Raw genomic sequence first — 14150 nt, 5'->3', positions numbered from 1 at the left:
CTATAGCGGTTTTCCACCGAATTACCAAAACTTACACGGTGAGTTTAAAGGCGACGTGATACGAACCCGACGGACCGGTCCGAACGGGCGCGTCCGCTCGCGCAGCGCTTTGCGCTCCGTTCTCCGTGCGCCCTTCGCGCCGTGTCGATAGTGCTCGTTTCCCTGGATACCTTGGGCGATGCCATGAATCATATTTACCGTTTGTGCTGGAACCGCTCGCTCAGGCAATGGGTCGTGGCGTCGGAGCTCGCCACGCGGCGTTCGGGCAGCGGCGCTTGCCGCGTCGCAAAAGGCGTGCGGCGCGCGGTGGCGCTGGTTTTCGCGGCGGGGATGCCGTGGCTGTTGATCGGCCCGGCATACGGCGCGGGCGGGCCCAGCGGCGGCCAGATCGTGTCGGGCATCGGCTCGATCAGCCAGGCGGGCGCGGTCACCACGATCCAGCAGGGCAGCCAGACGCTGCAGCTGAACTGGCAGAGCTTCAACGTGGGCGCCGGCCAGACGGTCAATTTCGTCCAGCCGGGGGCCAGTGCGCTGGCGGTCAACCGCATCTTCGGCAGCACGCCGAGCGCGATCATGGGCCACCTGAACGCCAATGGCCAGGTCTGGCTCATCAATCCCAACGGGGTGCTGTTCGGGCCGTCCGCGCGCGTGAACGTCGGCGGCATCGTGGCTTCCACGCTCGACCTCGATCCCAACAGCCTCAGCAGCAGCACCCGCCGCTTCAGCGGGAACGGCCAGGGCAGCGTCATCAACCAGGGCACGATTACGGCGGCCGACGGCGGCTATGTCGCCCTGCTCGGCAATCGCGTCTCGAATCAGGGCGTCATCAGCGCGCGCCTGGGCACGATCGCGCTGGCGGGCGGCAGCGCCGCGACGCTCACGTTCGACGGCTCGCGGCTCGTCCATATCCAGGTCGATGCGAGCACGCTCGACAATCTGGCCGAAAACCGCCAACTGCTGGTGGCCGACGGCGGACAGGTCATCATGACCGCGGGCGCCAAGGACGCGCTGCTCGCGAGCGCCGTGAACAACACGGGCAAGATTCGCGCGCAGACGGTCGAGGATCACCAGGGCACCATCGTCCTGCTGGGCGGCATGGAGGCGGGGCAGGTCAACGTGGGCGGCACGCTCGACGCGAGCGCGCCCAATGGCGGCAACGGCGGCTTCATCGAAACGTCGGCGGCGCAGTTCAATCTCGCGCCCGATACGCATATCACGGCTGCCGCGCCGCTCGGGCAGGCCGGCACCTGGCTCGTCGACCCGACCGACCTGACCATCGACGCCAACGCGGCCAGCACGATCTCGAACACGCTCAACGGCGGCACCAGCGTCACCGAGCAGACGACCGCAACGGGCGCGACCGGCGCCGGCGTGCAGTCGCCCGGCGCGGGCGACATCAACGTCAATGCGGCGATTAGCTGGACCAATGCGGCGGCCACCCTGACGCTCGATGCGTACAACGCCATCAACGTGAACGCGGGCGTGAACGGCGCGGGCGGCGTGACCATGCTGGCGCGCGGCGCGAACCTGACGATCGGGACGGGCGGGTCGATCACGGGCGGCACGGGCGTGACGCTCTCCACGGCCGGCAACTTCGTGAACAACGCGGGCAGCGCGGCCGTGAGCACGGGCACGTCGTCGCCCTGGCTGATTTATTCGAGCGATCCCAAGAAGGACACCACAGGGGGCCTCATCCCCTCGTACATCCAGTACAACGCCCCGTACGGCACGACCCCGGCGGCCTCGGGCAACGGCTTTCTCTACAGCCTCGCGCCCACCATCACGCTCACGGGTCTCACGGGCTCCGTGACCAAGGTCTACGACGGCACCACCACCGCGAACCTGACCAACGCGAATCTGGTCACGACCGGGCTCTATAACAACGACATCATCGCCAGCGCAACGGGCAGCTATGCCACGTCCAACGCGGGCACCGGCATCACGGTGAACTCGCCCACGACGTTCGCGGGCGTGGTCGTCACCACCGCGACCGGCATTCCGGCCTACGGCTACCAGGCGACGGGCCGGGCCTCGGCCGCCATCGGCACCATCACGCCCGCGCCGCTCACGGCGACCATCGTCAACAACCCGACCACGGTCTACGACGGCACCACCTCGGCTACGCTCACGGCCAGCAACTACAGCTTCACGGGCTTCGTGCAGGGGCAGGGCGCCACCGTGAACCAGGCCAGCTCGGTGGCGTACGCGAGCCCCAACGCCGGCACGGGCATCCCCATCAACGCGACCTTCACGTCGACCAATTTCGTCGCCAACAGCGGCACGAATCTCGCGAACTACACGCTGCCGACCACGGCCACCGGCACCGGCACCATCACGCCCGCGCCGTTGAGCATCACCGGGCTCATCGCCAACAACAAGGTCTACGACGGCACGCGCGCCGCCACGCTCGACACGAGCGGCGCTTCGATCTTCGGCGTGATCAGCACGGACAACGGGCAGGTCGCGCTCAGCACGAGCGGCGCGTCCGGCTTGTTCGCCACGCCCAACGTGGGCAACGGCATTGCCGTGGCGGCCACGGGCTTCACGCTCACGGGCGCCAAGGCCAGCAACTATACGATCTCGCCGCCGCTTTATCTGGCCGCGAACATTACGCCGAAGTCGCTGACGATCACCGGCATCACGGCGAGCGACAAGGTGTACGACGCCACGACGGCGGCGACGCTGAACCTCTCGGGCGCCACCATCACGGGCCTCGTGCCCTCGGACGCCAGCAACGTCACGCTGTCGACGAGCGGCGCCACGGGCACGTTCAGCCAGTCGAACGTGGGCAACAATCTGGCCGTCTCGGTCAACGGCGTGACGCTGGGCGGATCGGCGGCCAGCAATTACAGCGTGACCGCCATCGCCAGCGGCCTTACCGCGAACATCACGCCGGCGCCGCTCACGATCACGCTGATCGGCTCGCCGACCAAGGTCTACGACGGCACCAACCACGTCGTGCTCGGTCAGTCGAACTACACGATCACGGGCTTCGTGGGCGGGCAGAGCGCGACCATCGGCCAGGTGTCGGGGTCCTATGCCACGTCGCATGCGGGCACCAATATTCCCATCAACGCGTCGCTCGCGCCGTCCGATTTCGTGCCGGTGGCCGGCACGGCGATGTCGAACTACTCGTTCTCGCCGACGATCAGCGCATCGAGCGGGATCATCACGCCCGCGCCGGTGACCGTCACCATCATCAACAACCCGACCAAGACCTACGACGGCAACGACACGGCCTCGCTCGGGGCCAACAACTACCAGGTGGCCGGCGCGATTCCCGGCGAGAGCATCACCCTGAATCCCTACCCGCCGACGGGCACCTATGCGTCGTCCAACGTTGGCTACTGGAACGTGAGCGCAACCATTCCGGCCGGCGACTACCAGGCCGGCCCGAACACGCTGCTCTCCGACTACGCGTTGCCGACCCTCGCGACGGGCATGGGCACGATCGTGAAGCGGCAGATCGGCCCCGGCGAGCTGACGGCGTCGATCACGGACAACCCGACGAAGACCTACGACGGCACCACGACCGCCACGATTCCCGCGGACGGTTTCACGTTTAGCGGCTTCGTCAGCGGCCAGGGCGCGACGGTCAACCAGACCATCACCGGGCAGTACGCTTCGAAGGACGCCGGGTCCCAGCCGGTGACGGCGAGCCTCACGCAGTCCGAACTGACGCCGAACGCAGGCACCGACCTCAACAACTATTCGTTCCCGGTCGCCGCCTATGGCATGGGCACCATTCTTCCGGCGCCGCTGACGGTCTTTATCACCGGCCTGCCGAGGAAGGTCTACAACGGCGACACGATCGCACCCGTGACCGGCAGCAACTTGACGGTCGCCGGCTTCGTGAGCGGCGAGGGCGGCAGCGTGACGCCGACCTCGCAGTTCAATTACGCGAGGTCGAGCGCGGGCACCTGGCTCGTCAGCGGATCGCTCGTGCCGGGCAACTACACGGCCAACAGCGGCACGCTGCTCAGCAATTACCTGTTGCCCCTCACCGCCTCGGGGCCGGGGATCATCACCCCCGCGCCGCTGTACATCATCAACGCCTACGCGACCAACAAGGTCTACGACACCACCACGGCCGACACGCTCAATGTGAGCAGCGCAACGCTCTCGGGTCTCGTGCCGTCCGACACGGGCAACGTCACGCTCAACACGTCCACCACCGGCACGTTCGCCCAGTCGAACGTGGGCAACGGCATTGCCGTGACGGCGAGCGGCTTCAGCATTTCGGGCAGCGCGGCGGGCAACTACACGCTGCAGCCCATCACCGGGCTTGCCGCGAACATCACGCCCGCGCCGCTCACCGTGACCGGCGCGGTGGCGAACAACAAGGTCTACGACGCCACGACCACGGCCACGATCAACACCAGCAATGCTACGCTCTCGGGCGTGCTCGGCAGCGACAGCGTCACGCTCTCGTCGGGTGGCGCCACGGGTCAGTTCATCACGGCGAACGTGGGCAACAACCTGGTCGTTACCGCGAACGGCTTTACCGTGAGCGGCCCGCAGGCGGGCAACTACTCCGTGTCGCAGCCGTCGGGCCTGTTTGCGAACATCACACCGGCGCCGATCACGGTCACGATCACGGGCAACCCCATCAAGCAGTACGACGGCACCACGTCGGTGAGTCTCGGCGCGTCCGATTTCACGCTCTCGGGCTTCGTCGGCAATCAGGGCGCCACGATCACGCAGACCGCCGCGAGCGGCTACCTGTCGCCGAATGTGGGCACCAATGTGGGGATAAGCGCGACGCTCGAGCCGTCCGATTACTCGGCGACGGCGGGCACGAACCTGTCCAATTACAGCTTGCCGACCGTGGCCACCGGCACGCTCGGCGAGATTACGGCCAAGATCATCAATCTGCAGGGCACGCGCGTCTACGACGCCACGACCGGCGCCGACGCAAGCCTGTTCCTGACGAGCAACGGCACGATTGCCGGCGTCAACGGCGAGACGCTGGGCCTGACGGGTTCTGGCGTGCTGTCCACCAAGAATGTGGGCAGGCAGCAGCCATTCGTTGCCGGCGCTCCCGGCCTCAACACGCTGGCGCTCGTCGACGGCAGCGGCCTCGCGAGCAACTACACGCTCGTGGGCGGCGTGGACTGGGTGACCATCACGCCCGCGCAGCTCACGGTGCTCAATACCCTGGCGGCCAACAAGGTCTACGACGGCACCACTGCCGCCGCGCTATCGGGCGCGACGCTCTACGGCGTGCTGGGCTCGGACCAGGTGGCATTGGGCAACACCACGCTTGGCCAGTTCAACAACAAGAACGTGGGCAACGGCAAGCCGGTCTCCACGAGCATGACGATCTCCGGCACGGACTCGGGCAATTACACGCTCATTCAGCCCACGGGGATTACCGCGAACATCACGCCGCTCGGCATCACGGTCACGGCCACCGGCATCGACAAGTACTACGACGGCAACACGAGTGCCCAGGTCAACCTCACCAACTCGCCGTTGATTGCGGGCGATAACCTGACGTTCAGCTATTCGGCCAGTTTCTCGCAGGCCGACGTCGGGCAAAACCTGCCGGTTACGGTGACGGGTATCACGGCAACGGGCGCCAATGCCGCCAATTACTCGCTGAACAATACGACGGCGAATACCACGGCCAACATCCTGGCCCGCATCATCAATCTGCAGGGCACGCGCGTCTACGACGCCACGAACGGTGCGAACTCGAGCGTGTTCGCGCCGGGCGGCACGATCAACACCGGCGTCAATAGCGAGACGCTGACGCTGACCGGCACCGGCACGCTGAACGACAAGAATGTGGGCACCCAGAAGCCGTTCGCCAGCTTCGGCTCGCTAGCGCTCGGCAATGGCACCGGCCAGGCCAGCAACTACACGCTCGTGGGCGGCTCGGACTGGCTGACGATCACGCCCTACACGCTGACCGTGACCGGGACCTATGCCGACAACAAGACGTACGACGGAACCACCACGGCGACCATCCACAACTCGTTGCTCAACGGCGTGTTCAGCGGCGATCAGGTGGCGCTGACCAACACCGTCTACGGCACGTTCGCTACCAAGAACGTCGGCAACAACATCCCGGTGTCCACGAGCTTCGGGCTGAGCGGCACCGATTCGGGCAACTACATCGTGCAGCAGCCGAGCGGCATCACGGCCGACATCAGCGCGTTGCACATTGCCGTGGCCACCGCGACCGGGCACGACAAGGTCTACGACGCCAACACCACGGCCACCGTCGACCTGTCGAGCGCCCAGGTGGCGCCGGGCGACCAGGTGACGTTCAGCGACACCTCGGCGCTTTTCGTCACGCCGAATGCGGGCACCGGCATCACGATCAACGTGTCCGGCATCAGCATGAGCGGCGCGGATGCCACCAACTATGTGCTGGACAACACCACCGCCACGACGAGCGCCAACATCACGCCCTACGTGCTGAGCCTGACCGGCTCGCGCGTCTACAACGCCACGACCAGCGCCGACGCAAGCAACTTCAGCGGCGGCACGCTCGCCGGCGTGAACAACGAGACGGTCACCCTGAGCGGGTCGGGGGTACTGGGCGACAAGAACGTCGGCGTCCAGAAGCCGTTCGCGCTCGGCACGCTCGCGCTCGGCGACGGCAGCAATGGCGGCCTCGCCACCAACTACACCCTTGCGGGCGGCACCGACTGGCTGACGGTCACGCCGGCCGCGCTGACCGTGACCGGCACCACGGCCGACAACAAGGTCTACGACGGCAACACCAACGCGGCGCTCCACAACTCGGCGCTAAGCGGCGTATTCAGCGGCGATCAGGTCACGTTGACCAACACCGCCACCGGCACGTTTGCGAGCCCGAACGTCAACAACGGCATCGCGGTCTCCACCAACTTCGGACTGAGCGGCACGGATGCGGCCAACTACACGTTGGCGCAGCCATCGGGCATCACGGCGAACATCACGCCTTACGTGCTGAACCTGCAGGGCACGCGCGTGTACGACGGCACGGCCGGCGCCAACGCCACGCTGTTCGGCGCGAACGGCGTGCTGACCGGCGCGAACAGCGAAACGCTGACGCTTTCCGGCACCGGCACGCTGTCCTCGCCGAATGTCGGCACCCAGTTGCCGTTCGCCACGAACGGCCTCGCGGGCTACACGCTCACGGGCAACGGCAGCGCGCTCGCGAGCAACTACACGCTTGCCGGCGGCACGGACTGGGTGAGCATCACGCCCTACGTGCTGAACCTGACCGGCTCGCGTGTCTACAACGCCACGACCAGCGCCGACGCAAGCAACTTCGGCGGCGGCACGCTCGCGGGCGTGAACGGCGAGACGGTCACGCTGAGCGGTTCAGGGGTCCTGAACGACAAGAATGTCGGCACCCAGAAGCCGTTTGTGCTCGGCACGCTCGCACTCGGCAACGGCAGCAACGGCGGCCTCGCCAGCAACTACACGCTCGCGGGCGGCACCGACTGGCTGACGGTCACGCCTGCCCCGTTGAGCGTGACCGGCACCACGGCCGACAACAAGACCTACGACGGCACCTCCAACGCAACGCTCCACAACTCGGCGCTCAGCGGCGTGTTCAGCGGCGATCAGGTCACGCTGACCAACACCGCCAACGGCACGTTTGCGAGCCCGAACGTCAACAACGGCATCGCGGTCTCCACCAATTTCGGGCTGAGCGGCACGGATGAGAGCAACTACGCCTTGGCGCAGCCCACGGGCGTCACGGCGAACATCACGCCATATGTGCTGGTCCTGCAAGGCACGCGCGTCTACGACGGCACGACGGGCGCCAACGCCACGCTGTTCGGTGCGAGCGGCGTGCTGGCCGGCGTGAACGGCGAAACGCTCACGCTTTCCGGCAGCGGCACGCTCGCGAGCAAGAACGTGAATTCGGCGCAGCCGTTCGCCACGCTCGGCGGCCTTTCGGGCTATACGCTCGCGGGCAACGGTAGCGCGCTCGCGAGCAATTACACGCTGGGCACCGGCGCTGGCGACTTCGTCAGCATTACGCCGAAGCCGCTGACGATCACGGCCGTGGGCCAGAACAAGGTCTACGACGCCACGACGAACGCCACGCTCAGCAGCTTCAGCGTGAACGGCCTCGTGTCGGGCGACGACGCATCGGTGAACTACAACTCGGCCAATTTCGCCACCGCCAATGTCGGACAGAACATCCTGATCACGGTCCTCCTCTACGCCACCGGTGCGGACATCAGCAACTACACGTTCGGCAGCAAGGTGGCGGTGACGAGCGCGGACATCACGCCGAGGCCGCTGACCATCACGGCCAGCGCGCAAAACAAGACGTATGACAGCACGACTACGGCCACGCTCAATGGCCTGAGCGTGAGCGGCCTCGTGGGCGGCGACACCGCCACCTTCACGGCTGGCAGCGCGAACTTCGCTACGGCGAACGCGGGCAACAACATCCAGGTGAACGTAGCGGGCATCACGGGCACGGGCAGCGACCTCGGCAATTACACGTTCGCCACCACGGCCACCACGACCGCGGACATCTTCAAGTATCTGCTGAGCCTGCAAGGCACGCGCGTCTACGACGGCACGACGGGCGCCGATGCCGCCCTGTTCGGCAACAACGGCGTGCTCACCGGCGTGAGCGGCGAGACGCTCACGCTTTCCGGCACCGGCACACTCTCCACGAAGAACGTCGGCACGCAGAATCCGTTCGCCGCGAACGGCCTCTCGGGCTATACGCTCACGGGCAACGGCAGCGCGCTCGCGAACAACTACACGCTGGGCCTCGGCAGCGGCGACTGGGTCACCATCACGCCGAAGGCGCTGACGATCACGGCCACGGGCAACAACAAGGTCTATGACGGCACGACGGTGGCGACGCTCGGCAGCTTCAGCGTAAGCGGCCTCGTGCAGGGCGACAACGCCCAGATCGGCTACGACTCGGCCAATTTCACCACGGCCAACGTCGGCACGAGCATCCCGATCGTCGTCGGCCTTACCGGCAGCGGCACGGACCTCAGCAACTACTCGTTCGGACAGTCCGTGGTGCTGACGAGCGCGGACATCACGCCGAAGCTGCTGACGATCACGGCCACCGCGCAGAACAAGACGTATGACGCCACGACCACGGCCGCGCTCAACGGGCTGACCGTGAGCGGCCTCGTGGGCAGTGACACCGCCACCTTCACGGCCGGCAGCGCGAACTTCGCCACGGCGAACGCGGGCAGAGGCATTCCGGTGAACGTAGCCGGCATCACGGGCACGGGCAGCGACCTCGGCAACTACACGTACAGCAACACGGCGACCACGAGCGCGGACATCCTGCCCTACGTGCTGAACCTCACGGGCACCCGCGTCTACGACGGCACGAACCTGGCCGACGCGAGCCTCTTCGGCAACAACGGGCAGCTCACGGGCGTGGCCGGGCAGACGCTGACGCTTTCCGGCAACGGCACGCTCACGACGAGAAACGTCGGACGCGAGCAGCCGTTCATTGCGGGAGGGGGCACGAACCATACGCTCACCGGCAACGGCGGCGCGCTGGCGAGCAACTACACGCTCATTGGCGGCGTGGACTGGGTCACCATTACGCCGTTGGCCGTCACCGTGACGGCAACGGGCGTGAACAAGGTCTACGACGGCACGAGCGCGGCTACGGTCGGTCTCGCGAGCAACGGCATCCTGAGCGGTGACAACATCAGCTTCAGCGAGCAGTCGGCCAGCTTCGCCACGCCCAACGCAGGCAACGGCATTGCCGTCTCGGTGGCGGGCATCACGGCGAGCGGCGCGGCCGCGAGCAACTACACGTTCAACACGACGGCGAGCACGTTCGCCGACATCACGCCGGTCGTCCTCAACCTCACGGGCAGCCGCGTGTACGACGCGACCACCGGCGCGGCGGCGGGCCTGTTCGGCGCGAACGGCGTGCTGCAGGGCGTGAACGGCGAGACGCTCACGCTCTCGGGCAGCGGTACGCTCGCGACGAAGAACGTCGGCAATCAGAACGCCTTCGCCGCGGGCGGGCTCGGCGGCTACACGCTCACCGGCAACGGCGCGGCGCTCGCCGGGAACTACACGCTGGCGGGCGGCGTGGACTGGGTGACGGTCACGCCCGCGCCGCTCACGGTGGTGGGCACGGAAACGACCAACCGCGCCTATGACGGCACCGTGCTCGACGCGCTCACGGATGCGCGGCTCTCCGGCGTGCTCGGCAACGACACGGTGACGCTCGGCAACGCTGACGTGGGCTACTTCAACAATCCGGCCGTGGGCTTCAACAAGCCAGTGACCACGGCGATGACGACGGGCGGCGCCGATGCGGGCAATTACGTGCTCGTGCAACCATCGGGCCTGACCGCCGACATCATCGCGCCGGTTTCGCCGGTGCCGTCGGGCACGCTCGCGAACGTTCAGGCGCCGCTCGCGCCCGACGACCCGACGACGCCGTACGGCACCGCTTCGGACACCGCGCAGGGCAGCTACGCCGGCAACCAGAAGCAGGAAGAGCATCCGAACGAGCGCAACGTGTCGCACGCGGACTTCCATCCCGGGCTCGCGCTCACGGTGCTCAACGGAGGGGTCCGCTTGCCCGCGAACTGAGTGAGGCCTCCGCGCGGAGGCAAAAGACAACGCAGAACAACGCACGCGCGGCAGCGCGACAAGACATCTACATACCATGATCGAGATTCGCTCGAACCGCTTGCGTAAAACACGGATTTGTCTCGCCATCACCGTTGCCACCGCGGCGCTGTCCGCGCACGCGCAGGTTCGCGTGGCGGCGCCCAACAGCGGCAGCGGCCAGCTGCTTCAGCAGGTGCCGCAGCCTTCGGTGCAGCCGCCTCCCTCGAACCTCGATCTCACGATCCAGCAGCCGAAGGAAGCGCCGGCCGACAACACGAAGACGTTCCCGGTCCGCAAGATCGAGATCACGGGCAACACCGAGCTGCCCACCGAGCTGCTGCATCAGGTGGTCGCCGCGGGCGAGGGCAAGAACCTCACGCTCGCCGACCTGAACGCGCTGGCCGACAGCATCAGCGACGTCTATCACGAGCACGGCTACCCGCTTGCCACGGCCTACGTGCCCGCGCAAACGATCGAGGGCGGGGTGGTGCGCATCGACGTGGCCGAGGCGCGCTACGGCGCCGTAGCGCTGAACAACCAGAGCAGCGTATCGAGCCGCGTGCTGAACAACACGCTCGCGGCGCTGCAGTCGGGGCAGCCGGTCAGCGAGTTCCAGCTCGAGCGCACGCTGCTGCTGATGCAGGACATTCCCGGCGCGGAGGTGAGCTCGACGGTGCGGCCCGGACAGCAGGTGGGCACCTCGGACCTGCTCGTCGACGTGACGTCGCAGCAGCGCGTGAGCGGCGACGCCGGCGTGGACAACTTCGGCGACCCCTATAGCGGACGCGTGCGCGGCAGCGGCAACCTGTTCATCAACGGACCGTTCAACCAGGGCGACCTGCTGGACTTCAGCGCGCTGACCACGGGCCCCGGCATGACCTACGGGCGCATGGACTACCGCTACCTGCTCAACGGCCAGGGCACGACGCTCGGGGCCACGGTGTCCGGGCTCGACTATCATCTGCGCAACGACCTCTCGGACCTCGATGCGCACGGCTCGGCCTTCGTCGCCGGGGCGGTGCTCTCGCAGCCGCTGATCCGCAATACGCGCGGCAATCTGTATGGCCAGATCGAGTACGACTTCCGCAGGCTCAACGACAACATCGACGTGATCGGCCTGCAGAGCGATCGCCATACGAATAGCATGACCACCACGCTGTCGGGCGACCAGCTCGACTCGACCGGCGTGTCCAATGGGCGCCTGGCGATGACTTATGGCGTCAGTTCTGCGAACAATCTGCAGACCGACATCATCGACCAGCTCGGCGCCGACACGGCCGGCCATTACATCAAGCTCGCGCTATCGCTCTCGCGGCTGCAACAGATCACGAAGAGCGACGCGCTTTACTTCGGCTTCTCCGGGCAGAACGCGAGCAAGAACCTCGATACCTCCGAGCAGTTCTACCTGGGCGGCCCGGATAGCGTGCGCGGCTACGACGTGGGCGTGCTGTCCGGCTCGCGCGGTTATCTGGCGACGTTCGAATACCGGCACGACGCGACGTTCCAGAATATCCCGGGCATCTGGCAGTTCTCGGCGTTCGTCGATACGGGCTGGGTGCAGCAATACAAGAATACGTTCGTTCCCGGGCCCAACACGGGACAGTTGAGCAGCGCAGGCTTCGGCGTGCAGTGGAACGGGCCGTACAAACTGCTCGTGAGCGCCAGTGTGGCATTCCCGTTCGGCAGGACGCCGGAGATTCTCAGCGCCAATGCCAATACGTCCGTGCACTGCTGGGTGCAGATGCGCAAGGCGTTTTAGGGGCGAGTGGATGAAGCAGGCAGGGCGCAGCACCGTCGCTGGCAAGTCGAGACGTTCGATCATGCAGGGTGACTGTATGCAAAGGTCAGTCGTCTAACGAGATCTCGTAGCGGACGTGCCCGCTGCGCTTCGCCACCCGGTCATACGTGGCCTGAGCCGCCATGTTGTCGCCGTTCGTTATCCAATAGATTCGTGTCCAGTTCTCCGCCACGCCAATCGACTTCAGTTTCTCGATGAAGGATGTGGCAACGCCCATGCGCCGGGCCACGGGCGCAACGAACACGTCCTCCAGGTAGCAAACTGTGCGGTCGCTCCAGGTGTTCGGATGGCAGACGTAGTGACATAAGCCCAGTAATTCACCGCCCACGCTCTGCGCAAGCAGGCCGTGAATCGGGATCGTCAGTTCGTTGATCCGGCGCCACGTTTGAGCTGTCACGTGCGGGTCGAGGTTCACGTGATAGAAGGAGCAGTACATGTCCCAGAGTTGGCGCCATCCGACGTAATCGTCTGCGGTCACGGAACGAATCTCAAAGCGGGGCATAGGCATATCGGGTCTCGTCGAGCTTTCGTCGAAAGAATCATAGCTGAAGGAGTCTGTATCGAAGGCGTGCATAATTCCTCGTGACCTGCTCAGTGAGGAAACGTTGTGAAACGCTGGATGATTCGGATCGCATGTTCGGCACTCGCATTAATCGTGCTTGTCACCGCATCGGGTAGCACCTACGAGGCTTACGAGCGGCACTTGATCACGCAGCGTTTTCCTCCACCAGGTGAACTCGTTGACATGGGTGATCGAAAAATCCAGCTCTATTGCATCGGCACTGGATCGCCGACGGTGGTTTTTGAATCTGGCCTGGACATAAATGGTGCTTTGAGTTGGTCAGCGGTATTACCCTCTGTGGCCGCGAAGTCCCGTGCATGCTCCTATAGCCGTGCAGGAATTATGTGGAGCGGGCCGAGCAAAGCGGCTCATGATGCAAAAGCGGTCGCCGAAGATTTGCACCAGGCGTTACGTATAGCAGGCGAGCATGGTCCGTTTGTGCTGGTCGGACAATCGTTGGGCGGCCCGTACATCATGACCTACACGAAATACTACGGTGCAGACGTCGCTGGCCTGGTATTCGTAGATGCATCGCACCCAGATCAGGTGAAGGAACTTCAGACGGTTATGCCGCCCCCAGACCCGAAGGTGGCTGAGATCGGCGCATCGCTGGCGTGGAGCGGACTGGTGCGCGCGCTGGCGCCAAGCCTGGTCCCACAAGCACCGAATCAAAGTCTTGCAGACGTTCAGGCCATCAGGGCATACGCGCCCACATCCCTGGGAGCGATGCTGCGCGAGAACGACGCCTTGAATGAGACACTTGCGGAGGCTGGCACGTTTCGTCAACTTGGGCAGCGCCCTCTTTATGTGTTGACGGCGGTGGCGCCGTTCTCGCCGGCCGCTCTTCAAGCGATGAAAATAACGAGCGCTCAGGGTAAGCAAGTGCGAGCCATCTGGAAGCGATTGCAGGATGATGAAGCTTCGTGGTCGTCGAATAGCCGCCACGAATATGTTGACTCGGACCATGACATTCAATTTGAGCGGCCGGACGTAGTCATTCGTGCCGTGAATGCTGTCGTAGATGCGGTGCGCGCAAATCGTCGCGACTGAGCCTCTTCGGGGAAAGCTGACCGCATGAGGCAGACACCTGGGACGTTCGCATCGCATGGGCGTGGGACACAGTGCGGCCGTCTACGGACGCTTACCCGCGATCCTATATCGACATTCGGGGGTCGGCTTCGCACCAGGCACCGGACATTCAGGCACAGAAATCCG

At 65.5% G+C, this 14150-nt stretch carries 4 protein-coding genes; 3 read left to right on the top strand and 1 reads right to left on the bottom strand.

Translation table 11 applies throughout. From position 1 onward, the window contains the following. Positions 1-183: 183 nt before the first annotated feature. Both E1956_RS30525 and E1956_RS30520 read left to right on the top strand, forming a co-directional pair. Complete coding sequence (locus E1956_RS30525; protein ID WP_134756242.1) at positions 184-10554, top strand: YDG domain-containing protein; 10371 nt, start codon at positions 184-186, stop codon at positions 10552-10554. Positions 10555-10630: 76 nt separating this feature from the next. Beyond that, on the top strand, positions 10631-12334 hold the full coding sequence (locus E1956_RS30520; RefSeq protein WP_134756240.1) for a ShlB/FhaC/HecB family hemolysin secretion/activation protein: 1704 nt from the start codon (positions 10631-10633) through the stop codon (positions 12332-12334). Between the two features lie 85 nt (positions 12335-12419). Here E1956_RS30520 and E1956_RS30515 read toward each other — a convergent pair whose 3' ends face one another. Next, positions 12420-12947, bottom strand: coding sequence for a GNAT family N-acetyltransferase (locus E1956_RS30515; protein ID WP_197732968.1), 528 nt, complete (start codon positions 12945-12947; stop codon positions 12420-12422). 33 nt (positions 12948-12980) lie between these two features. Between E1956_RS30515 and E1956_RS30510 the strand changes: the two genes are divergently transcribed. Then, a complete protein-coding gene (locus E1956_RS30510) occupies positions 12981-13985 on the top strand; it encodes an alpha/beta fold hydrolase (protein ID WP_232072109.1) in 1005 nt (334 codons plus the stop codon). Positions 13986-14150: the final 165 nt, after the last annotated feature.

It is taken from the genome of Paraburkholderia pallida, from assembly GCF_004524855.1.
GTDB lineage: Bacteria > Pseudomonadota > Gammaproteobacteria > Burkholderiales > Burkholderiaceae > Paraburkholderia > Paraburkholderia oxyphila.
This window is presented reverse-complemented; position numbering and strand designations above follow the sequence as displayed.

Excerpts from the sequence above, each read along its gene's own strand:
- E1956_RS30515 (WP_197732968.1), bottom strand. The coding sequence starts at position 12,947 with ATGCACGCCTTCGATACAGACTCCTTCAGCTATGATTCTTTCGACGAA.
- E1956_RS30520 (WP_134756240.1), top strand. The coding sequence starts at position 10,631 with ATGATCGAGATTCGCTCGAACCGCTTGCGTAAAACACGGATTTGTCTC.
- E1956_RS30525 (WP_134756242.1), top strand. The coding sequence starts at position 184 with ATGAATCATATTTACCGTTTGTGCTGGAACCGCTCGCTCAGGCAATGG.